17 protein-coding genes and 2 tRNA genes are annotated in these 21,672 nt (G+C 72.2%); 7 read left to right on the top strand and 12 right to left on the bottom strand.

Annotation, left to right across the window (positions count from 1 at the left end):
* Positions 1 to 84 precede the first annotated feature (84 nt).
* The gene (locus tag Sm713_RS13770) at positions 85 to 381 is read left to right on the top strand and encodes an integrase core domain-containing protein (protein ID WP_283249775.1); all 297 of its coding nucleotides are present in this window, start codon (positions 85 to 87) and stop codon (positions 379 to 381) included.
* 292 nt (positions 382 to 673) lie between these two features.
* On the opposite strand, the gene Sm713_RS13775 is transcribed toward Sm713_RS13770, so the two are convergent.
* The 5 genes from Sm713_RS13775 to ehuB all read right to left on the bottom strand — a co-directional run bounded on the left by Sm713_RS13775 (position 674) and on the right by ehuB (position 4,017).
* Positions 674 to 750: transfer RNA gene (locus Sm713_RS13775), tRNA-Lys, on the bottom strand.
* A 105-nt stretch (positions 751 to 855) separates the two neighbouring features.
* A complete protein-coding gene (gene ehuA / locus Sm713_RS13780) occupies positions 856 to 1,719 on the bottom strand; it encodes an ectoine/hydroxyectoine ABC transporter ATP-binding protein EhuA (RefSeq protein ID WP_249416279.1) in 864 nt (287 codons plus the stop codon).
* Positions 1,709 to 2,353 (bottom strand): ectoine/hydroxyectoine ABC transporter permease subunit EhuD, encoded by a 645-nt coding sequence (ehuD, locus tag Sm713_RS13785; protein ID WP_212909922.1) that lies wholly within the window; start codon positions 2,351 to 2,353, stop codon positions 1,709 to 1,711. Before ehuD ends, ehuA begins: the two co-directional genes overlap by 11 nt.
* Complete coding sequence (ehuC, locus tag Sm713_RS13790) at positions 2,350 to 3,105, bottom strand: ectoine/hydroxyectoine ABC transporter permease subunit EhuC (RefSeq protein WP_212909923.1); 756 nt, start codon at positions 3,103 to 3,105, stop codon at positions 2,350 to 2,352. Before ehuC ends, ehuD begins: the two co-directional genes overlap by 4 nt.
* A gap of 12 nt (positions 3,106 to 3,117) precedes the next feature.
* Complete coding sequence (ehuB, locus tag Sm713_RS13795; protein ID WP_212909924.1) at positions 3,118 to 4,017, bottom strand: ectoine/hydroxyectoine ABC transporter substrate-binding protein EhuB; 900 nt, start codon at positions 4,015 to 4,017, stop codon at positions 3,118 to 3,120.
* Between the two features lie 352 nt (positions 4,018 to 4,369).
* On the opposite strand from ehuB, the gene Sm713_RS13800 reads away from it, so the two are divergent.
* Complete coding sequence (locus Sm713_RS13800) at positions 4,370 to 4,873, top strand: DUF3830 family protein (RefSeq protein ID WP_212909925.1); 504 nt, start codon at positions 4,370 to 4,372, stop codon at positions 4,871 to 4,873.
* A gap of 105 nt (positions 4,874 to 4,978) precedes the next feature.
* Here Sm713_RS13800 and Sm713_RS13805 read toward each other — a convergent pair whose 3' ends face one another.
* Both Sm713_RS13805 and Sm713_RS13815 read right to left on the bottom strand, forming a co-directional pair.
* Positions 4,979 to 6,460, bottom strand: a complete 1,482-nt coding sequence (locus Sm713_RS13805; RefSeq protein WP_212909926.1) for an amidase — start codon at positions 6,458 to 6,460, stop codon at positions 4,979 to 4,981.
* A 231-nt stretch (positions 6,461 to 6,691) separates the two neighbouring features.
* Positions 6,692 to 7,648, bottom strand: coding sequence for a D-2-hydroxyacid dehydrogenase (locus tag Sm713_RS13815; protein WP_212909927.1), 957 nt, complete (start codon positions 7,646 to 7,648; stop codon positions 6,692 to 6,694).
* Positions 7,649 to 8,009: 361 nt separating this feature from the next.
* Between Sm713_RS13815 and Sm713_RS13820 the strand changes: the two genes are divergently transcribed.
* The 3 genes from Sm713_RS13820 to Sm713_RS13830 all read left to right on the top strand — a co-directional run bounded on the left by Sm713_RS13820 (position 8,010) and on the right by Sm713_RS13830 (position 11,255).
* Positions 8,010 to 8,846, top strand: a complete 837-nt coding sequence (locus Sm713_RS13820) for an aspartate/glutamate racemase family protein (RefSeq protein WP_212909928.1) — start codon at positions 8,010 to 8,012, stop codon at positions 8,844 to 8,846.
* A 199-nt stretch (positions 8,847 to 9,045) separates the two neighbouring features.
* Positions 9,046 to 9,783 carry an aspartate/glutamate racemase family protein gene (locus Sm713_RS13825; RefSeq protein WP_212909929.1) on the top strand — a complete coding sequence of 246 codons (738 nt, stop codon included), beginning with the start codon at positions 9,046 to 9,048 and terminating at the stop codon, positions 9,781 to 9,783.
* 359 nt (positions 9,784 to 10,142) lie between these two features.
* Positions 10,143 to 11,255: an LLM class flavin-dependent oxidoreductase gene (locus tag Sm713_RS13830; protein ID WP_212909930.1), complete on the top strand. Its 1,113-nt coding sequence runs from the start codon at positions 10,143 to 10,145 to the stop codon at positions 11,253 to 11,255.
* Positions 11,256 to 11,335: 80 nt separating this feature from the next.
* Here the strand turns inward: Sm713_RS13830 and Sm713_RS40370 are convergent, their stop codons facing one another.
* On the bottom strand, positions 11,336 to 13,297 hold the full coding sequence (locus Sm713_RS40370; RefSeq protein ID WP_249416280.1) for a bifunctional diguanylate cyclase/phosphodiesterase: 1,962 nt from the start codon (positions 13,295 to 13,297) through the stop codon (positions 11,336 to 11,338).
* Between the two features lie 889 nt (positions 13,298 to 14,186).
* Here Sm713_RS40370 and Sm713_RS13845 point away from each other — a divergent pair.
* Positions 14,187 to 15,968 carry a M6 family metalloprotease domain-containing protein gene (locus Sm713_RS13845; RefSeq protein WP_249416281.1) on the top strand — a complete coding sequence of 594 codons (1,782 nt, stop codon included), beginning with the start codon at positions 14,187 to 14,189 and terminating at the stop codon, positions 15,966 to 15,968.
* A gap of 98 nt (positions 15,969 to 16,066) precedes the next feature.
* Here the strand turns inward: Sm713_RS13845 and Sm713_RS13850 are convergent.
* Together Sm713_RS13850 and Sm713_RS13855 are read right to left on the bottom strand one after the other, a co-directional pair.
* Positions 16,067 to 16,140, bottom strand: a tRNA-Lys gene (locus tag Sm713_RS13850).
* Positions 16,131 to 16,691: a bifunctional DNA primase/polymerase gene (locus Sm713_RS13855; RefSeq protein ID WP_212911990.1), complete on the bottom strand. Its 561-nt coding sequence runs from the start codon at positions 16,689 to 16,691 to the stop codon at positions 16,131 to 16,133. The genes Sm713_RS13850 and Sm713_RS13855 overlap by 10 nt, the downstream gene beginning before the upstream one ends.
* 1,210 nt (positions 16,692 to 17,901) lie before the next feature.
* Between Sm713_RS13855 and Sm713_RS13860 the strand changes: the two genes are divergently transcribed.
* Positions 17,902 to 18,543, top strand: coding sequence for a GNAT family N-acetyltransferase (locus tag Sm713_RS13860; RefSeq protein WP_212909931.1), 642 nt, complete (start codon positions 17,902 to 17,904; stop codon positions 18,541 to 18,543).
* Between the two features lie 207 nt (positions 18,544 to 18,750).
* Here Sm713_RS13860 and Sm713_RS13865 read toward each other — a convergent pair whose 3' ends face one another.
* Positions 18,751 to 19,101, bottom strand: a complete 351-nt coding sequence (locus Sm713_RS13865) for a hypothetical protein (protein WP_212909932.1) — start codon at positions 19,099 to 19,101, stop codon at positions 18,751 to 18,753.
* Positions 19,102 to 19,171: 70 nt separating this feature from the next.
* Positions 19,172 to 21,658, bottom strand: a complete 2,487-nt coding sequence (locus Sm713_RS13870; protein WP_212909933.1) for a glycoside hydrolase family 2 protein — start codon at positions 21,656 to 21,658, stop codon at positions 19,172 to 19,174.
* Positions 21,659 to 21,672 lie beyond the last annotated feature (14 nt).

Below are 21,672 nucleotides of genomic sequence, written 5' to 3' on the forward strand. Positions count from 1 at the left end.
GGGCGGTTCGAGGCGAGGTGAAGCGCCAGGAGTCGGCGGACTTCTACCTTCGACACTATCCTCGCCGACGCCAGCATCGAGATCTTGCTCAGCGGCGTGCGGATCCCCCGCATGAACTCGATCATGGAACGATGGGTACAGACCTGCCGCCATGAACTCCTGGACCGCACCCTCATCTGGGACCACCGGCACCTGCTCCACGCCATGCGCGAGTTCGAGCAGTTCTACAACGAGCACCGCCCGCACCAGGGCATCGCCAACGCCCGACCGCTTCACGCGTTGCCGCCGCCCATCAGCGATCCAGAGCGGATCACGCGCCTCGACATACGAAGACGCGACCGACTCGGCGGCATCCTCCACGAGTACCAACATGCCGCTTGACCTGCACGGACGACGTTTTCGGCAATGACAACGTCCCCGCATCGCGCGCGCTCGCCGAGCCGCCCAGGTCGTCCTCGTGAGTCGGAAGGGCCTGGGCGGCGGAGTGCTCGGGTCGAGTGGACCACGGTTGGTCAAGCTCACCCCATGAATGTGCGGTGGCGTTTCACGACCAGTTGATGCCCCCACCGACGCACTTTCGGCACAGGGCCCCATGTGGGCCCCATACAGGCCCCCAAAAACGCCAATGGGCGTCCTCGGAAACCGAGAACGCCCAGGCCAGCCCGGTGAAGACTGGTGCGCCGCCAGGGACTCGAACCCCGGACCCGCTGATTAAGAGTCAGCTGCTCTAACCAACTGAGCTAGCGGCGCCTGCTGACAAGTAAATCCTACCTGGTCCGGAGGGGTGCTCATGACCATCCGGGGGCGGTGGCGACGCCACCGCCCCCGGATGGAGGTCTCCCTCTGGGCCTCGCCTCAGAGGATCGCGCTCAGGAACTCCCGCGTCCGGTCGTGGTCCGGGTCGCCGAAGATCTTGTCGGGGGCGCCGGACTCGATCACGCGGCCCGAGTCGAACATCAGGATCCGGTCCGAGATGTCCCGTGCGAAGTTCATCTCGTGGGTGACGCAGATCAGGGTGATGTCCGTGGTGTGCGCGATGTCCCGCAGCACGTCGAGGACGCCGGCGACCAGTTCCGGGTCGAGGGCGGAGGTGACCTCGTCCAGGAGCAGTATCTCCGGCTGCATCGCCAGCGCGCGGGCGATGGCCACGCGCTGCTGCTGGCCGCCGGAGAGCTGGGTCGGGTGGGCGACGACCTTGTCTTCCAGGCCCACCAGGTTCAGCAGTTCCCTGGCGCGCTCCTCTGCCTCCGCCCGGTCGACGCCGAGGACGTTGATCGGGGCCTCGGTGATGTTCTGGAGCACGTTCATGTTCGGGAACAGGTTGAACTGCTGGAACACCATGCCGATCTTCTTGCGGATCCCCCGCTGGTGCTTCTCGTTCGCCCGCTTCAGGGATCCGTCCGCGCCGCGCATGTGGGACAGCGGCTCGCCGCCGACCCATATGTAGCCGTCGCTGATGCGCTCCAGCGTCATCAGCAGCCGCAGGATGGTCGTCTTGCCGGAACCGCTCGGTCCGATCAGCGTGACGTGCTGGCCGCGCTGCACGGTGAAGTCGAGGTGGTCGAGTACCACGTGGTCGCCGTACCGCTTGACCACCTGGTCGAACTGGACGAGGTGGCCGACGCCCGGCGCAGTGGCCTCCGTGGGCGCCGCGGCCGGTGCCGTGGTGGCGGACGGCTCGGTGCCGTCCTCGGTCTGCTTGGTCGGTTCAATGGCCAAGGCGCTTCTCCAGTCTCCTCATCAGAAGCGAGGTCGGGTAGCTCGCCACCAGGAAGATCAGTCCCGCCAGCGTGAAGGTCTCCGTGTAGGCGAAGTGGTCCGAGCCGTACTCGCGGGCCTTGGAGACCATCTCGGCCACCGTGATGACGGCGAGGAAAGGCGTCTCCTTGAACATGGCGATGGCGTAGTTGCCGAGTGCCGGCAGTACGTTCCGCACGGCCTGCGGCAGGATCACGGCCCGCCAGGTGCGCCCCGGCGACAGCGACAGCGCGCGGGACGCCTCCCACTGGCCCCGCGGTACGGCGTCGATGCCGGCCCGGTACACCTCGGAGAGGTACGAGGCGTAGTGGATGCCCAGGACCACGATGCCGATCGTCAGCGGGTCCACCGTGTTGAAGATCGCGTACGCGAACACGAGCTGCACCAGCAGCGGGGTCGACCGGATGAACTCGACGAGGATCCGCAGGGGCACCGTGACGAAACGGGTCGGCGTCCGGTTCGCCATGGCCACGATGAGGCCGAGCACGGCCGCCACCAGGATGCCGAGCACCGTGGCCAGCAGGGTGGTCACGAACCCGTCCATCAGCATCGGGAACGCGTCCGACACGCGGTCCCACTTCCACTCGAAGGTCATACCGCACCTCCCCCTACCGGTGCCTTCGGGCCCGCGGCCGCCGCGCCTTCCGCGGTGCGGGTGCGCAGCAGGCCCCGGGCGCCCGTGTACTGGCCGAGGCGCCGCTTGCCCGCGCGCTCCACGGCGTTGAGGACCAGCGTCATCGCGTAGGCGAGGACGAAGTAGACGACCAGCAGCGTGAGGTAGGCGGCGGTGCTCGAACCGGTGCGGTCACGCATCTGCTGGATCGCCGTCGTCAGGTCGGCGGCGCCGATCAGCCACAGCAGCGGGGTCGCCTTGAGAAGCTGGATCAGCAGGTTGGTGAACGGCGGGATCATCTGCACCAGCGCCTGCGGCATGATCACCCGGCGCATCCGCTGCCAGGGGCTCATGTTCAGCGCGATCGCGGCCTCCCACTGGGCCTTCGGTACGGCGTTGATGGCGCCGCGCACGACCTCGGAGCCGTAGGCGCCGTAGTTCATGCCGAACGCGAGGACGCCGCAGAACAGCGCCGACAGTTCGTAGCCCGACACCAGAGGGAACGCGTAGAACAGCCAGAAGAGCTGCACGTACAGCGAGGTGCCGCGGAAGAACTCCACGATCACCCGGGAGATCCCGCGCACCAGCAGCGGTTTGCTGTTCGCCATCAGGCCGAACACGAAGGACAACACGAGCGCGAGGAGGGCACCGAGCAGCGTCGCCTCGACCGTCACCCCCAGTCCGGAGACGGCCTGCGACACGTGGTCGGAGAAATAGGAGAAGAAGTCACCCATGAGGTGGTCTTTTCAGCCCTTGCAGAGGTCGGCGGTCTTCAGGCTCGGCGGGGGCAGCTCCGACTTGCCGAAGCCGTACGGCGACAGCAGCTGCACGTAGCGGCTCGCGTCGGAAGTGATCTTCTTGAGCTCCCTGTTGAACGCGTCCCGCAGGTCCTCGCTGCCCTTGCGGAACACGGCGCCGCCGGGGCTGTACTGCTTCTTGCCGCCCATCACGGGGACGAAGGGCTCGGTGACCTCGACCTGGGGGTTCGTCTTGGCGAGCCAGCGCAGCGAGATGCCGGTCAGGACGAAGCCGTCCACCCGGCCGTTCTTCACGGCGTCGGCGCCGTCCTGCTGCTTCTGGACCGTCTTGACCTTGTCGTCGGAGATTCCGGCCGAGCTGACGTAGTCCTTCTCGACGGCGCCGGACATCACGGCCAGCGTGACGCCCCCCTTCTTCGCCGAGGCCAGGTCGGTGATCTTCTTGGGGTTGCCCTTCTTCACCATGATCGCGGTGGGCGAGATGAACTCGGGCTCGGAGAACAGCGCGTTCTCGCAGCGCTCGGGAGTGATGGCCATACCGGCGCTGATCACGTCGTACTTGCCTGCCTGGAGGCCCGGAATGAGTCCGTCGAACTCGGTGAAGGTCGGGCGCAGCTCGTCGACGCCGAGGGCCTTGAATATCGCGGCGTGGAGCGTGGGCGCCTCGCCCTTGAGCTTGCCGCCCTCCTTGTATCCGTACGGCGCCTCATTGGCGTAGGCCACCTTCACGAAGCCCTGTTTCTTCAGCGCGTCCAGCTTGCCCTTGCCGTCGCTGCTGGTGTCCGTCTTCGTGCACGCGGTGAGAAGTGTGGGGACGGCGATGACGCCGCCGACGGCCGCCGTGCGGGTGAGGAAGCCTCTGCGGGACAAGTTCGGGAACTCGGCCATGAATACGAACCTCCAGAAAAGGGTCCCCCGGTGATGGGGCCAGAGGCAGCACCTGCCCGATCGGCCGGAACTATGCGGTCTGAGCCGTAGCCGTGACCCAACAGTGGCCGGAAGGTGACCTTTCTGTTTCGGTGGCGGTCGGCCGACCATCCTCCGATGGTCGAGCGGTCTCGTCCGGTGACCGTCGGCGGAGGGCGACCGCCGGCGGAGGGCGACCGTCGGCGGAGGGCGACCGTCGGCGGAGGGCGGGCGGTGCGCGGCGGGCCGGTCGTGGAGGTGTGCGGCAGGGGCGGCCGGGTCATGATGCGTGAGCGATGCATGGGGAACCGTGCTGCGGGGGAAGCCTCGCTGCATGTCCGAGCGCTTTATCGAAGTCGCCTTCGCCAAGCGAGGGGTGCACTGCACAGCGAAACTGCTCGATGATCGGGCCCCGATCACGTGCGAAGCGGTGTGGCAGGCGCTGCCGCTGGGCGGCGACGTCTACCACGCGAAGTACGCCCGCAACGAGATCTACGCCCTCTTCGACCCGTTCTCCGAGAAGGAGCCGCCGCTGGAGAACCCGACCGTCACCCCCATTCCGGGCGACCTCTGCTATTTCTCCTTCAACGGGACACAGCTCGGCAGCCAGGCCTACGGGTACGGGAGCACCGACGCGGGCGTCGAGGCCGGCGCCACGATGGTCGACCTGGCGCTCTTCTACGAGCGGAACAACCTGCTGATCAACGGCGATCTCGGGTGGATCCCCGGCATCGTCTGGGGGCAGGTCGTCGACGGTCTCGACCGGATGGCCGACGCCTGCCAGGACCTCTGGCGGGCCGGGGCGGTCGGGGAGACGCTGACCTTCCGGCGGGCATGAGGCAACTCACACAGGTCCGGGACGGGGCGCGACGGACTTCTCCGGCGCCCCGTCACGTCACCGGTCCGGTGCCCTGTCACGCCACCGGGCCGGTGCCCCGTCACATCACCGGGTGCCCGGCACCGCGGCCAGGCCGCCGGTTGCCACCCCGGCCGCATACAGCGCATGAGCCGCCCGCAGGACCAGCGCGTCCGCGTGCCGGGCGCCGACGAGCTGGAGGCCGATGGGCAGCCCCGCCTCGTCCGTGCCGACGGGCACCGAGGCCGCGGGCTGCTGGGTCAGGTTGAACGGGTACGTGAACGGGGTCCAGCCCGTCCAGCGGCCGCCCCCGGTGCCGGCCGTCCCCGCGGTGCCGTCCGCCCCGGCCTCCGCCGGGGCCTCGCGGCCCGCCTCGAACGCGGTCAGCGGGAGCGCCGGCGTCACCAGCAGGTCGTAGGTGTCGTGGAAGAGGCCCATCCGGCGGCCGAGGGCCATCCTGACGTCCACCGCGGCCAGGTAGTCCAGCGCGCTGGAGGCAGCCCCGAGGGCGATGATCTCCCTCAGCCCGGGGTCGAGCAGGCCGCGCGCCTCGGCGCCGAGCGGCTCGGTGACGCGGGCCGCGCCGCTGAACCACAGGGTGTGGAACGCCTCCACCGGGTCCGCGAAGCCCGGGTCGGCCTCCTCCACCACCGCGCCCAGCTCGGCGAGCCGGCGCACGGCGCGCTCCACCGCCTCTGCGACCGCCGGCTGCACGCCGGCGTAGCCCCCCAGCGTCGGCGCGTACGCCACCCGCAGCCCGCGCAGGGCCTCGGTGGGCTCGCCCAGCTCGGTGCCGTCGTCCGCGTGCGAGAGCGCCTGCACGTAGCTGTCGCGCACCGGGCCCAGATGGGACCAGTCGCGGGAGTCCGGGGCGCTGATCACGTCCATCATCAGCGCGGCGTCGAGGGCGTCGCGGGTCATCGGGCCGACGTGCGCCAGCGTGCCGAACGCGCTCGCCGGATACAGCGGTACGCGCCCGTAGGTGGGTTTCAACGCGAAGATGCCGCAGAAGGCGGCCGGGATCCGCACCGAGCCTCCGCCGTCCGTGCCCAGCGACAGCGGCCCGGCGCCCATGGCCACGGCCGCCGCGCTGCCGCCGCTCGACCCGCCGGCGGTGCGCGAGAGGTCGTGCGGATTGCGGGTCACGCCGGACAGCGGGGAGTCCGTGACCCCCTTCCAGCCGAACTCGGGAGTGGTCGTCTTGCCGACGAGGACGGCGCCGTGCTCCCGCATCCGTGCCACCGACGGCGCGTCCTCGTCCCAGGACCCCTCCGGGGACACCGTCAGGGAGCCGCGCAGGGTGGGCGCGCCCCGTTGCAGCAGGATGTCCTTGACGGTCACCGGCACGCCGTCCAGCAGACCCATCGGCTCGCCGCGCCGCCAGCGCTCCTCCGACGCCCGCGCCTGCTCCCGGGCCTCCTCACCGGCTATCCGGACGAAGGCGTTCACGGAGGGCTGAATCTCCTCGCAGCGCCGCAGGGCGGCCTCCGTCACCTCGACCGGGCTGAGGGTGCCATCGCGGTAGGCGGCGATCAGCCGGGCGGCGGTCAGGTCTGTGAGTTCGGTCATAGGCACTTCCACGTCTCCCTCGGTTCCGTCACGTCCCTCGCGTCCCACACGCCTGCGTCCCTCGCGTCCCACACGCCTGCGTCCCTCGCGTCCCACACGCCTGCGTCCGTCACGTCCCACACGCCTGCGTCCGTCACGTCCCACACGCCTGCGTCCGTCACGTCCCTCATGCCCCTTGTGCCTGCGCTGCCTGCGCGCCCTCCGCGTCCCCGGGGGGCGGCGGCGGGCGGCTCAGGCGCCGGGCACGTAGCCGCGCTCCTTGTCGACGACGTTCGGCAGCGGCTCGCCCGCCTCCCACCGTTCGTACATGGCGACGAACTGGGCCGCGAGGTCGTCCCGCCAGCCGATGGTGTCGCCGCTCATGTGCGGGTTGACCAGCAGCCCCGGCGTGTCCCACAGCGGGCTCTCGGGCGGCAGCGGCTCCTGCTCGAAGACGTCCAGCGCGGCGCCCGCGATCCACCGCCGCGACAGCGCCTGAGCGAGGTCGGCCTCGACGACGAGGGGGCCCCGGCCGATGTTGACGAAGCGGGCGGAGGGCCGCATGAGCCCGAAGAACCGGGCGTCGAACATCCCCCGCGTGTCGTCGGTGAGCGGCGCCGCACTGATCACCCAGTCGGCGGCCGCCACCAGCGGTTCCAGGTCCTCCCCGCCGTGCACGCCGGGGCGCGCGCGGCGGCCGAGCACCGCCGTGGTGATCCCCAGCGCCTCCAGTGTCCGCGCGATGGCCACTCCGATGGGTCCCGAGCCGATCACGCAGGCGTGGTTTTCGGCCACTCTCTGGGTCTCGCGGTGCCGCCACTCGTGCCGGGCCTGGAGCGACCAGGTGGCCGGCAGGTCTTTTGCCATCGCCAGAACGAGGGCGGCGACGTACTCGGCGATCGGCTGGTCGAAAATTCCCCGCGCATTGGTCACCACGGTGTCCGAGGCGGCCAGCGCCGGAGTCATCAAATGATCGACGCCCGCACTGGCGGTATGCACCCAGCGTGGTCGCGGGCCTTCACCCGGCCATGCCGAGCGCACCGCGTGCGAGGCGAAGTCCCATACCAACAACACGTCCGCGGCGGGCAATTGAGCGGCGAGCGAGTCCTCGTCGGCGAATTCGATCCGAGTGCGCCCCGTGAGCGCCCCGAGCCGCGGAGGAGGCTCGGGGCCGAGAACGAGCAGGCTGGGAAGAGCGGCTTCGGACATCGGGATGAAACCCTCCTGCAACGGTGTTCCGCTTCCCTGGTCAGTGTCGACGTGGGCCTTCTCGAATATGCGGATTGACCACGCTGGCAGCCGAACCTACCTTCGTCAACACGGACCCTTTTACGTGTTCCGTGCGCACCACTGTCCCGACGTCCCGGCGCGTGCCGGTCTCTCGCTTCTTCCGGAGCTCCCCTCAGGGGCTTGCCGGCACCTGTTCGTGATCTCCCTGCCTGTTTCGGCTCGGAATGCCCCACACTGGTATCCGGTGGTCCTGCGGTGATCCTCCAGCCTCGGTGTCAATCCGGCCCCACGGCCGTCGCACCTCAATATCTCCTGGCTCGATCTTGAATTGGGGCTTGCAATGGACGTCTCGATCCTGGGTGGCCCCCACCCTCAGCGCGGTGTGGGGATCGTCGCGCCTTTCGATTTCGCACTCGACCGTGAACTGTGGCGTTGGGTTCCGGACGAGGTCTCGCTCTACGTGACCCGCACACCGTTCGTGCCGGTCGAGGTCAGCCTCGACCTGGCCCGGATGGTCAGCGAGCACGAGACCCTGGAGGAGGCGGTACGCGCGCTCAGCGTGGCCGAACCCGAGGTGGTCGCGTACGCCTGCACCTCCGGCAGTTTCGTCGGCGGTACCGCCGGTGAGCGGGCGATGGTCGAGGCGATGAACCGCGCCGGGGAGGCGGACTCGCTGACCACCTCCGGCGCGCTCCTGGAGGCGGTCAAAGAGGTGTCGGCCTCGCGCATCGCCCTGGTCACCCCCTACACCGACTCGGTCACCGGCGCCCTGGAGGACTACCTGGCCGAGGCCGGGGTGCAGGTCACCGGTCGGGCGGGGCTCGGCCTGACCCGGCACATCTGGAAGGTGCCGTACCGCGATGTCGTGGATATGGCACGGGAGGCGGTGCGCGGGGCCGCCGACGCGCTCTTCATCAGCTGCACGAACCTCCCGACGTACGACGTGATCCCCCAGCTGGAGGCCGAGCTGAGGATGCCCGTGCTGTCCGCGAACCAGGTGACGATGTGGGCCGCGATGCGGCGCCTGGGCACCCGGGCCGTGGGGCCGTACCAGGCGCTGCTCAACCCTCGTGCGTGGCCCGACGGCGTCCTCGACCAGCCGCCCGCGGCGGCCGGCGGCGGCCCGGTCCTTCCGGAGGGGCCGTCCACACCGGAGGCCGAGGGCGGCTGGGCGTGACCGCGGGCGAGGGCCGTGCGGCCCGGCCGGTCGGCCGGATCGCGGCGGCCGTCCGGGTAGGCGCGGACGAGCGGGTATAGGAACGGGCGAGGGCAGTGGCGGCCGGCCCCACGGCCACCCGCCGCCCCACCTGTCAAGGGATGGCGCACCCGTCACCGGGTGGCCCGCCCCACGTAGTACCCGCAGAAGGAGGCTGGACGTGACCGCACTGGGATTCCTGTATCCCGGCCACTCGGCGGAGGACGACTACCCGCGCATGGAGCAGCTGATCGGCAGCAACATCCGGCTGTCGGTCGTCCACACGGACATCGGCGAGGACGCGCACCGCGTCGACGCGCTGCTGGAGATGGGCTCCGCGGACCGCCTCTCGGCGGGGGTCGAAGAACTGCGCCTCGCCGGTGCGGAGGCCGTCGTCTGGGCGTGCACCAGCGCCAGCTTCGTCTACGGCTGGAAGGGTGCGCACGACCAGGTGCGGGCGCTCGCCAAGTCGGCGGGGCTCCCCTCGTCCAGCACGTCCTTCGCGTTCCTGCACGCGGCCAAGGAGATGGGCGCCGGACGGGTGGCGGTCGCCGCCACCTACCCCGACGACGTCGCCGAGCTCTTCGCGGACTTCCTGAAGGCCGGCGGGGTCGAGGTGCTGACGACCCGCGGCAGCGGCATCATCACCGCGGCCGAGGTCGGTACCTGGGGTCGCGACGAGGTGCTGGAGCTGGCGCGCGCCGGTGATCACCCGGACGCGGACGCGGTGCTGATGCCCGACACCGCCCTGCACACGGTGGCGTACCTGCCCGAGCTGGAGGAGGCTCTCGGCAAGCCGGTGCTCACCGCGAACCAGGTCACGGCGTGGGAGGGGTTGCGGCTTGCCGGGCGCCGCGTGAACGCCCCCGCGATGGGGGCGCTCTTCACCAAGGAGCCGTTGGTGCAGGTCAACGTCTGACCTCGGCCCCGATTCCCTTCGGGCACGCTGCCCGGGCCCGTCTCTGTCCGGGACCACCCCGGTTCCCCCCGGGCGCGCCGATCGTCCGGGGCCACCCCGGTGCCTTCAAGGGGCGCGGGGAACTGCGCGAGCAACCCCCACGTGCCGGTGGTCCGGAGGCGACAGAGACTGCCCCTTCGGGACGGTGGCGACCTGACGTCCCCCACTGCCTGAAGGGCGTGGGAGGTGCCCCCACCCCGCGCCCCTTGACAGGGCGCTTCGCGCCCATCGCCGGGGGCGCCCCCCACCGTGGGGGAATAAAGCGGAGCCCCCCTCCCGTTCGTCGTTGGGCGCAGTCCAACGACAGGAGGCACCCCCACGTGAACGCGAGCGACGCCGCCGCCCGGCCGGCCGAGGAGATCGTCGGAGACACGAGGGGCACCGCCCCCGTGCCGCTCTCGGTTCTGGACCTGGTCACCGTCGGAGCGGGGTACACCGCGACCGACGCGTTGCGCACCAGCGTCCGGCTGGCCCGGCTCGCGGAGCAGCGCGGCTTCCACCGCTACTGGGTCGCCGAGCACCACTCGATGCCCGGCGTCGCGTCCTCCTCGCCCGCCGTGATCCTGGCGCACCTCGCCGCCCACACCGAGCGGATCCGGCTCGGTTCGGGCGGCGTGATGCTGCCCAACCACGCGCCGCTGGTCATCGCCGAGCAGTTCGGCACCCTCCAGGCCATGGCCCCGGGCCGGATCGACCTGGGCCTCGGCCGCGCGCCCGGCACCGACGGCGCGACCGCCGCGGCCCTGCGCCGCACCGACCACCTGAACGAGGGCGCGGACGACTTCCCCCAGCAGCTCGCCGAGCTCACCCGGTTCCTGGACGACGACTTCCCCGACGGGCATCCGTACGCCCGCATCCACGCCGTTCCCGGCCCCGTCCAGGCGAACGCGGCCGGCGGGGTGCAGTCGCCGGCCCGGCCGCCGGTCTGGCTGCTCGGCTCGTCCGGCTTCAGCGCACGCCTCGCCGGTGTGCTCGGACTGCCGTTCGCCTTCGCCCACCACTTCTCGGCGCGGAACACCGTGCCCGCGCTCGACCTCTACCGGCAGTCGTTCACGCCGTCCGCGGTGCTCGACAAGCCGTACGCGCTGATCGGCGTCTCGGCGCTGGCGACCGAGGACGAGAAGGAGGCCCGCCGCCAGGTCATGGCGGCGGCGCTCAACATGGTCCGGCTGCGGACCGGACGCCCCGGCCTGGTTCCGACCCCGGAGGAGGCCGAGGCGTACGAGTTCAGTCCCGTCGAGCGTGAGTTCATCGACGGCTGGAACGCCAACGTGGTCCACGGCACCCCCGACGAGGTGCGGGCCGGCCTCGACGACCTCCAGAAGCGCACCGGCGCCGACGAGCTGATGATCACGGCCAACGCCCACAGCGGCGATCTGCGGGTGCGCTCCTACGAGCTGATCGCCGACGCCTACGGGCTGCCGCAGGAGTGAGCCCCGCCCCGGGCGTGGTGCCGGGCGAGCCCTGCCCCGGAAGTGGTGCGGGGCGAGCCCTGCCCCGGGCGTTCGGGGCGTCACGCCCGTAGGCACGCTCCCGCCGTCAGCATTCCGGAGATGTGGTCCGGGGCCACCGGCCGCGAGTACAGCCAGCCCTGGGCCATGTCGCAGCCGATGCGGCGCAGCCGGTCCGCCTGGCGCGGGGTCTCCACGCACTCGGCGGTCACGGAGAGGCCGAGCCGGTGCGCGAGCTGCACCAGGGCCTCCACGATCACCTCGTCGGCCGGGTTCGGGTGCGCACCGTCGTCGTACCGGAACCCGTGCACGAAGGAGCCGTCCAGCTTCAGCACCGAGACCGGCAGCCTGCTGAGGTAGGCCAGGTTGGAGTAGCCGGTGCCGAAGTCGTCGATGGCGATCCGCACGCCCATGTCGCTGAGCGCCTGGAGGGCCTGGAGCGGGCGTCCCGCGGAGCCCATCACCGCGGACTCGGTCAGTTCGAGCTGGAGCAGCCGGGGGGCGAGGCCGGTCTCGGCGAGGATCTCGGCGACGTCGGCCACCAGGTCGGAGTCCCAGACCTGGCGCACGGCGACGTTCACGCTCACGTAGACCGGTGGCACGTCCGGGTGGTCGAGCTGCCAGCGGCGGGCCTGGCGGCACGCCGTGCGCAGCACCCAGCGGCCGAGCTGCACGATCGAGCCGTCCTCTTCGGCCAGTCCGATGAACCGATTCGGCGTCAAGGGCCCGAATTGCGGGTGCTGCCAGCGCACCAGCGCCTCCACGCCGTGCAGCGCGCCGTTCTCCAGGCCCACCAGCGGCTGGTAGTCCAGGATGAACTCGCCCCGCTCGACGGCGGCCCTGAGCGTCGAGGACAGCGCCTGGCGGGTCATGCGGTGGGCGTTGCGCTCCGGGTCGAAGAGCGTCCAGCGGCCCTTGCCGTCGGCCTTCGCCCAGTACAGCGTGGTGTCCGCGGCCTGCATCAGGCCGGTGGCCGTGGTGCCCGCCATGCGGCGCTCGACCACGCCGATCGAGGCGGAGATCGTGAGGCGCTGCCCGGCCAGGTCGAAGGGCTCCTGGAGGGCCCGCAGCACCGACTCGGCGAGGTCCGCGACCTGGTCCGTGCCGGTCGAGTCCTCCACGAGCAGGGCGAACTCGTCGCCGCCCAGCCTGGCCACCAGGGGGGTGCCGGCGCGGCCCGACCCCGCCTGGTCCGCGCAGCGCGTCAGCCGCTCCGCCACGGCCGCGAGCAGCCGGTCGCCTACCCGGTGGCCGAGCGTGTCGTTGATCGCCTTGAAGCCGTCGAGGTCGAGGAAGCACAGCCCGATCCGGCCGGTGCCGCCGTCCCCGTAGGCGTTGATGAGCGAGGAGGAGCCGGACGCGCAGGAGGCGGTGCGGGCGGCGCCGGCCGAACCGGGTGTACCGGCCGCACCGGCTTCTTGGGGATCGCTGTCGTACCTGTCGAACCCGCCCGGTTCGAGGGCGTTGGTCAGCCGTTCGAAGAACAGGGTGCGGTTGGCGAGCCGGGTCACCGGGTCGTGCATCTGGAGGTGCCGCAGCCGGGCCTGGAGCTCGCGGCGGGCGCTGATGTCCAGGACGGACAGCAGCACCGCGCCCCCGGTCTCGTCCGCCGTCTCGCCGGGCGGCAGCGGCACGACCGTCACCTGGCCCCAGAGCGAGTGCCCTGCGGGGTGCTTCAGGCGCCGGGTGCAGCGCAGCTTGGTGCCCCGGCCGTGCAGGACCTCGCAGTACGCCTGCCAGGTCCGGGCGTCGGAGGCGAGGTTCAGCAGGTCCGCGGCGACCCGGCCGGTGGGGGCGGTGCGGCCGGCGCCGAAGATCCGCGTGAAGGCGGTGTTCGCGTGCACCACGATGCCCCTGCCGTCGACGACGGCCAGCGCGACGGGCGCGGCGTCGAAGGCGGCCAGGTGCACGGCGGGCGTGAGCCGGCCGACGGGCACGAGCGGCACGGGGGCGGGTGCGAGCGGGACGGCGGGCACGTGCCGGCCGCGGTCGCCGTCCGGCGTGTCGAGGACCGCCCTCGGCATCTGGGTGGGAGGCGCCGGGTGGGCGCCCGCGGGGCCGGTGGGCGCCGGGGTCCTGGGTTCCGGCGCGGTGGCGGCCGGGCCGCGGTCGGGGAGCGCGGGCGCGGGGGTGGGCGCCGGTGCGAGGGGTCCCGTGGCGAAGGGCGTCGAGGCGAGGGGAGCGGGCGCCGCGGAGGCCGGGGGAGGTGGCCCGCCGTCGGTGGGGCGGGCCCCCGGACTTCGGGGCTCCGTGTCACGCGGCTCCTGGCCCTCGCCGGTGTCCGCACCGCTGCGGGGCGCGGCTCCGCGGGCGCCCGGAGGGGCGCCGGCCCCCGGACCGACGCCCGGGCCCCGCGCATGACGCTCCGTGACGGGCCGGGGGGCGAGGTTGGCCGGAGGGGCCGGTCCTTCGGGCGTTCCGCTCACCGCTTGCTCCCGCAGTGCAGTCGTTGTGCAGTCGATGTCGTACACGTCTCCCCCCGGGGTTTCCCCAATGCCCTTTCAGGCAGTGGGGAAACCCCGGGCCCGGGAGGCGTGCTCCCAGGTGCTTCTCCCGCTCGTTGGGCCTCGCGGCGGGCGGGGACGGGCGGTCGGGTGGGCCGCTCCGGCCAGCTCCGCGCAGGAAAGTGTGCCGATCATAGAGCGCTGCCCGAGGCGTATCCAGCCACGGTCCAGCCAGGCGTGCCCCGTGCGATCCGGAACGGTTCATCGTCAGTTCATCGCCAGATCGTTTCCGTCCGGTCCTGCACCATCTCCGGTTTGGCTTTTAGCGGGCATCGACCGGCTGTGACGTTCCGTGAGTGGCAAAAGAGTCATTCTTTGCTCACCCGGCTGGTCCCGGCCAACAGGACAAAATCTGACGAACGCCACCACGCTGGGTGCGGAGTCTCCCCTTCCGCGCCCGGAGGTAGTCGTGCCGCCACCACTCCGTCCCCAGGAGATGGCCGAGCCGTTCCACGGGTCCGGGGAGCCGGCCGCCGGCGCCGTGGGCGTGCTGCCCGGCAGGGCCGGATGGTGGCCCGACCGGTCCGTGGAGCCGTTCGCGCTGGGCGGCGGCGGCAGCCGGGACGACGGCGGCCGCGGGGGCGGCGGCAGCGGCGGGGGCGGCGGCGACGAGGAACCGCACGGCGAGCGCCGGCTGCGCACCACCGGTGCCGCCTTCACCGCGCTGACCGCGCTGGCCGCCACCTCGCTGGTCGCGGGGCCCGCGATCGCCGGCCGTCAGCCGACACCGTGCGCCCTGGAGCGCACCCGCGCGCACCACTCGGAAGGGCTCGACACCTGGAACGCCGCCTATCCGCGCCCGCGCCGGAAGCTCGACGCCGTGCTGGTCTTCCTCTCCTTCCCGGACGCCCGCCCGCAGACCACGCCGGCCGAGCTGTTCGCCGACTACTTCCCCGCCACCAGCGATTTCTACGAGCGCGCGTCCTACGGCAGCTTCGGCCTGCGCCCGCATCCGAGGCGCACGTGGATCAGGATGCCGCGCCCCTCCACGGCGTACCGGATACGGCGCGACTGGGACGCCGAGCACCGTACGGAGTACCTCAGGGACGCGGTCGCCGCCGCGGATCCCCATGTCGACTTCGGGAAGTACGACCTTGTCTACTTCGTGGCCGACCCCGATGCACCCGGCGTTGATTCCGACGCGACGAAGGTGGTCAATTTCGACCGGCCTTTCACGGTTGACGGTACGAACCTAAGACGCATCGTGACCGTCTTCGAGCGGCATCCGCCGGACAGGAATGTACTGGCGCACGAGACGGGACATGTCTTCGATCTGCCCGACCTCTACCACCGTCCTTCGGACGGCAAGGGTGACTGGGACACGTACGTAGGTGACTGGGACGTCATGGGCAGCCAGTTCGGTCTTGCGCCGGACTTCTTCGCCTGGCACAAGTGGAAGCTCGGCTGGCTCGACCCGCGCCAGGTGGTCTGCGTGGACGGCGGGGACAGCAGCCGGATCGCCCTGGAGCCGCTGTCCGCGCCGCCGGAGCGCCCCGCCGACCGGTTGGCGGCGGGGGCGCCTCCCGTGCCGGGCGGCACAGGGGCGCATGGCGGCGCGGCGGGGGCGCGTACGCCCGGTGGCGTGGTGTCGGCGCGCGGGGCGGGGGGTGCGGACGGCTCCGGTGGCTCCGGCGGGGCTGGTGCGGACGGGTCCGGTGTGCACGAGGGCCTTGCGGCGGGCGGCGGCGGTTCGGGGCCGGGCCAGGGCCGGAGGGCGGCCGGTGCGGAGGGCAGCGGGGGCGCGGACGGCGGCGGGGGCGCGGACGGCGGGCACGGTGACAGTGCGGACGGCAAGGGTCCCGGCGGAGAGGGCGCGGGCGGCAAGAGGGACGCCGGCTGGGGCGGGGGCGTGCGTTCTGCCCGGCTCGTGGTGGTGCGCACCAGCCGTACCAGCGCGATCGCCTTCGAGGCCCGCAGCGCGACGGGCAACGACCGGTCGACGTGCACCCAGGGCGTGCTGGTGTACAGGGTGCGCAGCTCGACGGAGTCCGGGGGAGGGCCGGTGGAGGTGATCGACGCGCACCCGGCCACCGCGGCCTGCTGGGGCGCCTCCGTCTATCCGCCGCTCGCGGACGCGCCGGTCCGCTCGGGCGAGCACTTCCGCGTGCCGGACGGCCATGTCCGCATCGACCTGGAGGTCGGGCCACGGACCCCGTCGGGCGGCTGGCAGGTGAAGGTGACCACCGGGTGAGGGGCGCTGGGGACACACGGGACCGACCCTGACCACGGGGCGTGAGCGCCCACGTGAAAGGGCCCCTCGCTCGCTGCGAGGGGCCCTTTCACCGTCTGTGCGCCGCCAGGGACTCGAACCCCGGACCCGCTGATTAAGAGTCAGCTGCTCTAACCAACTGAGCTAGCGGCGCCTGCTGACGTCGTAGACCCTAGCACCCAGGTCGGCGGGAGGAAAAATCGATATGCGGACCGCGTCGTCGTCCTCGGCGCGCGCCGCGCGGGCGCAGGCCCAGAGCAGCACATCGGGGCCCGGAAGCCAGGGCTGCCTGGTCAGCGGGGCGATCAGCCAGCGCGGCCCGTAGCCGGCCCCCGGGGTAAGCGGTGGCACGGTCACCGCGTCGCCGGGGCCGTGGCAGAGCAGCGGCGGCACGGCGGAGCGCCCGCACCGGCCGACCGCGCCCCACTCCTCCCAGCGCAGCAGCGAGGGCAGCCGGTGGGCGGTGCCGGGAGCGGCGAACAACAGCGTCCGGCCACGGTGCGTGGCGACGGGCCCCGGGCCCGGCCCCTCGGCCAGGAGCCGGTCCAGCAGGCGGCAGCCGAACGCAGCGGGGACGCTCACCACGTCGAAGGACGTGCCGCAGGGCAGGACGAGGGAGGCGGTGGGGGAGGCGCTCCAGCGGGCGAGGGTGGTGCGGGGATACGTTCCTGCGGAGACGAGCCAGGAGGCTCCCTCGTGGGTGATCTCGGTGGGGTTCGGGGGTGCGGGGGCGTTCGGACCGGCTGGGTGGTGCGCACGGCGTGACTCGTGCGCACGGCGTGACTCGTGCGGACGGCGTGGCTGGTCCGGACGGCGCGGCTCGTGCGGGGGGCGTGCCTCGTCCGGGCCGGGTGCCTCATGCGGACGGTCTGGCTCGCCGGGGCCGCTTGACTCGTCCGGGCCGTCTGGCTCGCCTGGACCGCCTGGCTCGTCCGGACTGGCTGGCTCGTCTGGCTCGTCTGGATCGTCTTGGCGGTGGCCCTGGCGGGCGCCCTGATGGTGGTCCTGGAGGCTTGGGTCGTCCGGATCGTCGGGGTCGTCCGGGCCGGTCGGCGCCTCCGGGCCGCTCGGGGCGTCGTCGACCGTGGTCTCGGCGGGGTGGGGGCGGGCCTCTTGGGGTCTGCCGGGTGCGTTCGTGTGCCTTCCGGGAGTGGGTGCGTGCCGTGGGCTGCTCATGGCGCTCATGTCTACCTTGCGTGAGCGGGCGGTTCCTGTGAGTTCCGCGAACTGGGGACAGGGGGGAGGTGCGGGGAGTATTCTCCGCGCGGGCATATGCCGGTCGCCCGTGCGGCGGCACTCCCGTTTGGGGGATCCTTTTTCGCGACCGGCACTCCGCCTGCGGCGAGGCTTCGCCTGCGGCGGGCTCCGGGCGGAGTGTCTTGCTGGTGTCGGGTTCGGCTTCCGGTGGCCCGTGGCCGGGTTTGCGCAGTTCCCCGCGCCCCTTTTCGGGGCTGCCCCTTGCGCTTTCGTTCTTCAGTCCTGTCCGTCGTGGCTGGTCGCGCAGTTCCCCGCGCCCCTGTCGGGGCGCTGCCGCTTGCGGCTTGCTTCTTTGCTCTCCGTTGATTTCGGCTGGTCGCGCAGTTCCCCGCGCCCCCGTCGGGGCGCTGCCCCTTGCGGTTTCGTTCTCCGCTCTCCGCCGGTTCGGGCTGGTCGCGCCCCCGCGGCGGAGCCGCACATCAGCACAGCCCTGCGCCCCAAAGGGGCGCGGGGAACTGCGCGAGCAACCAAGGTCGATCCGCAGGTGGCGGCCGGTCCCAGCCCCCCGCGGCGATGCCCCGCTTCAAGGGGGCCGAAGGCCCCGAGAAGCCGCCGCCGAGAAGCCTCCCCCGTTTGGCACGCCCGATCCCGGTTACCCCCGGAGCGGCGTGCCGAAATCGGGTGGCCCGAGCCCGGGGCGAGGACTTGGATGGTGGGCATGGACGGCATGGACCTCGATGTGCAGCTTGACCTGGACCTCGATCTGGAGATCGGCGACGGCCTGCGGCTGCGCGTGCTGGCGAAGGACGACGCGGACCTGCTGGTCGAGGCCACCAGCGGGGAGTCCGCCCGGTCCCTGTGGGACGCGTACCCGGTGGGCCCGTACTCCCTGATCGACGGGAAGAAGGCGCTGGCGGCGTGGGACCCGGACGAGGGCGGACAGTTCTCCGTGGGGGTCATGGACGGGAACCGGCTGCTCGGCGCGGTCGGGCTGATGCCGGACGGGCCCGGCAGCGTCGAGCTCGCCTACTGGGTGCGACCGGAACAGCGCGGCCGCGGAATCGCCTCGCGAGCCGTCGGGGCCACCACGCACTGGGGTCACACGCGTCTCGCCGTGCCCCGCATCTGGCTGGAGATCCGCCCCGACAACGAGCCGTCCCTCCGCCTGGCCCGCCGCCTCGGCTACCGGCTGGAGTCGCGGATGCCCCGGCACTGCCGCGACCACGTCCATGCTGATCCCGCCAGGGACACCTGGCACGACTGCCTGATCTGGGTGCACACGGCCACCGGGCGGCCGCCCGAGAGGGGAGCGCCGACCGCGCGCGCTCAGCACGGGAGGCCGCCTGCCGCGGGCGCTTAGTGCGAGAGGCCCCCGGCCACCCAGCACGCCGACCGCTCACTCACCGGGTCCCGGCGGCGGGCCGCGAGGCGGCGGCCGAACTGCCCCTGTCCAGCCCCGGATTCCACGACGTACGGCCCACGGGACCGCCCCAGGGTGCCCCGGCCCGCTCCGGCCGCCTCAACCCCCGACCGATCACGGAACGTTTCTCCGCAACCCCGCCGCGAATCACCCCAGATCGTCCGGGCCCCGCATCAACTCGCGGCCGAACTCGATCATCTTCTTCGCGTAGTCCTCGGTCCAGCCCGCGCGCTCGCCGATCACCTCGGGGGTGAGCCGGTCGAAGCGGCGCGGGTCGGCGAGCTGGGCCGCCGCCATGGCCTGGTACTCCATGGCACGGTCGGTGGCCGCGCGGAACGCGTGGGTCAGCTCCGTGGAGCGGGACAGCAGCTCCCTGGGGTCCTCTATCGACTCCAGGTCGAAGAAGTGCTCCGGGTCCGCCGTCGCGGCGGCGGGCTCGAAGATCAGCGGAGCGGGGCGCAGACGGGGCGCGCTACGGGGCCGCTCGGGCTCCGCCATGGGTCTCCTCCTCTTTCGGCTTACCTCGGTTCCGCCTCCATTGTCCCGCGCCCCGCAAGTACCTGCCGCCTCAGCTCTCCAGGTCGCCCACCGAGCGCAGCACGGGGGCCCGGCCGAGGGCCGCCGGGTCGTGGAGTTCCGCTCCCGTGACCCGGAACTCGGCCCGCTCGCCGGGCAGCAGCGTGACCAGCGCCTCGTCGACCTCTGCCGCGGGGTCGAGGCGGTCCGGGAACAGCGCGAGGTCCCGCAGGACCGTGTGCGCCTCCACCTCCACGGTGTAGGCGGGGACGGGGGCGGAGGCGGAGGCCGTGGGGTCCTGACCCGGGCCCGGCTCCGCTCGCGTCACGCGCACCGAGTACTCCGGCTTCGGCCACGCCACCCGGGTGTCCTCCGCGAAGAACTCGACGGCGCGGGTGTCGCCGGCGGTGAGGACCAGGAGTTCCCCGGCGGGGTCGCCCGCGGCGGTCAGCGCCTGGGGCAGGGCGAGGCGTTGCACGGTGCGGGGGGCGGCCTGGAGCTGGAAGGTCTCGGCGGCGAGTTCGCTGCCGTCCAGGGTCCGCCGGCTCGCGTGGAGCACGCCCTCCCAGGGGGACGCGCTGTCGTTGACGGCGTGCACGGCGCCGTCGCGGACGACCAGGAGGCGGTCCGCGTACGCCCGGCGCAGCGCGTACCACAACGGCTTGCGGCGGCCGTCGCCGTCGACGGCGGACCAGGAGATCACCGGCCAGCAGTCGTTGAGCTGCCAGACGATGGTGCCCATGGTGTGCGGCATGTGGGAGCGGAAGTGGCGGACGCCGAACTCGACGGCCCGCGCCTGGTTGAGCTGCGTCAGCCAGTGCCAGTCGTCGAACGCGTCCTTCCCCGGCTTCGGAAGGTGGTCGCCGAGGCCGCGCAGCAGCTTGCCCTGCCCGTCCTCCGCTTTCTGATGGTGCGCCAGCACGGCAGAGTCGGGGGTGAGCTCCCCGCTGATCGCGCGGCGCAACGTGGCGTACGCGGGCGGGCCCTGGAAGCCGAACTCAGCGACGAAGCGGGGTGCCGAGTCCGCGTAGTGGGTGTAGTCCACCCGGTTCCAGACCTTCCAGGAGTGGACGGTGCCGTGCTCCGGGTCGTTCGGCGGCAGCTCGGGCGAACCGGAGTAGGGGGTGCCGGGCCAGTAGGGCCGGGTCGGGTCCAGCTCGGCGACCAGCGACGGCAGCAGCTCGTGGTAGTAGCCGGCGCCCCAGGTCGCGCCGTCCAGCGGCTCCTGCCAGCCCCAGTCCGCGTAGCCCTCCAGGTTCTCGTTGTTGCCGCACCACAGGACGAGCGACGGGTGCGGGGCGAGGCGCACGATCTGCTCGCGCGCCTCGGCCGCCACCTCGTCGTGCAGCGGCTGCTCCTCGGGGTAGGCGGCGCAGGCGAACGGGAAGTCCTGCCAGACGATCAGGCCCTTCTCGTCGGCGAGTTCGTAGAAGTCGTCGCTCTCGTAGAGGCCGCCGCCCCAGACCCGCAGGAGGTTGACGCCGGCGGCGACGGCCTGGTCGAAGCGTTCGGCGAGCCATGCGCGGGTGAGGCGGGCGGGGAAGCAGTCCTCGGGGATCCAGTTGACGCCGCGGACGAAGAGTTCCTCGCCGTTGACGGAGATGCGGAACGCGTCCTCCTGAAGGGCGACCGCCCGGAAGCCGGTGCGGGTGCGCCAGGTCTGGCCGGCGAGCTCGATCGTCACCTCGTAGAGCGGCTGGTCGCCGCGGCCTCGGGGCCACCACAGCTTTGCCCCGGGAACCGGGAAGCGGACCTCGCTGCGGTCCAGGCCCGCGGGGACCGGCAGCAGCGTCCGGGTGCCGGCCACCTCGACCACGGCCTCCACGACGTCGTCCGCCGTGAGGTCACTGGCGGCGCCGGAGCGCTCCACGCCGAGGGCCACGCCCATCCGCGGCACGCCGGTCTCCGCGTCGACATCGGCGAGCAGCCGCACCGACGCGATCCGCACCCCGCTCCAGGACTCCAGCGCCACCGGGCGCCAGATGCCCGACGTGACCAGCGTGGGCCCCCAGTCCCAGCCGAAGTTGCAGGCCATCTTGCGGATGAACTGGTACGGCTCCTCGTACGCGCCCGGGCGGTCGCCGAGCTGGTCGCGCAGCGCCTCGGCGTACGTGTACGGGGCGGTGAAGCGGACCTCCAGCATGTTGGCGCCCTCGCGCAGCAGCCCTTCCACGGCGAAGCGGTGGCCCCGGTGCTGGTTGGCGGTGCTGCCGACCTCGGTGCCGTTGAGGACGACCGTGGCGACGGTGTCCAGGCCCTCGAAGACCAGGTCGCTGCGCTCGAAGCCGTCGTCGCTCCAGTCGAAGGCGGTGCGGTAGCTCCAGTCGGTGCGGCCGATCCAGGTCAGGCGGGTCTCGTTGTCGTCGAGGTACGGGTCGTCGATGAGGCCGGCGGTGAGCAGGTCGGTGTGCACGCAGCCGGGCACGGTCGCCGGCACGCCCTCGTCCGGTAGCGCTACGGGCACGTCCGCGGCGGTGTGCAGCGTCCAGCCGTCGTGCAGCGTGACGCGGCGGTGTCCGGGGCGGTGGGCTGTTCTCACGCGGGGTCCTTCCG

The organism is Streptomyces sp. TS71-3, from assembly GCF_018327685.1.
Taxonomy (GTDB): domain Bacteria; phylum Actinomycetota; class Actinomycetes; order Streptomycetales; family Streptomycetaceae; genus Streptomyces.

Excerpts from the sequence above, each read along its gene's own strand:
- Sm713_RS13860 (WP_212909931.1), top strand. The coding sequence starts at position 17,902 with ATGGACGGCATGGACCTCGATGTGCAGCTTGACCTGGACCTCGATCTG.
- ehuB (WP_212909924.1), bottom strand. The coding sequence starts at position 4,017 with ATGGCCGAGTTCCCGAACTTGTCCCGCAGAGGCTTCCTCACCCGCACG.
- ehuD (WP_212909922.1), bottom strand. The coding sequence starts at position 2,353 with ATGACCTTCGAGTGGAAGTGGGACCGCGTGTCGGACGCGTTCCCGATG.
- Sm713_RS13820 (WP_212909928.1), top strand. The coding sequence starts at position 8,010 with ATGGACGTCTCGATCCTGGGTGGCCCCCACCCTCAGCGCGGTGTGGGG.
- Sm713_RS13815 (WP_212909927.1), bottom strand. The coding sequence starts at position 7,648 with ATGTCCGAAGCCGCTCTTCCCAGCCTGCTCGTTCTCGGCCCCGAGCCT.
- Sm713_RS13800 (WP_212909925.1), top strand. The coding sequence starts at position 4,370 with ATGTCCGAGCGCTTTATCGAAGTCGCCTTCGCCAAGCGAGGGGTGCAC.
- ehuC (WP_212909923.1), bottom strand. The coding sequence starts at position 3,105 with ATGGGTGACTTCTTCTCCTATTTCTCCGACCACGTGTCGCAGGCCGTC.
- Sm713_RS13865 (WP_212909932.1), bottom strand. The coding sequence starts at position 19,101 with ATGGCGGAGCCCGAGCGGCCCCGTAGCGCGCCCCGTCTGCGCCCCGCT.
- Sm713_RS40370 (WP_249416280.1), bottom strand. The coding sequence starts at position 13,297 with ATGCCGAGGGCGGTCCTCGACACGCCGGACGGCGACCGCGGCCGGCAC.
- Sm713_RS13805 (WP_212909926.1), bottom strand. The coding sequence starts at position 6,460 with ATGACCGAACTCACAGACCTGACCGCCGCCCGGCTGATCGCCGCCTAC.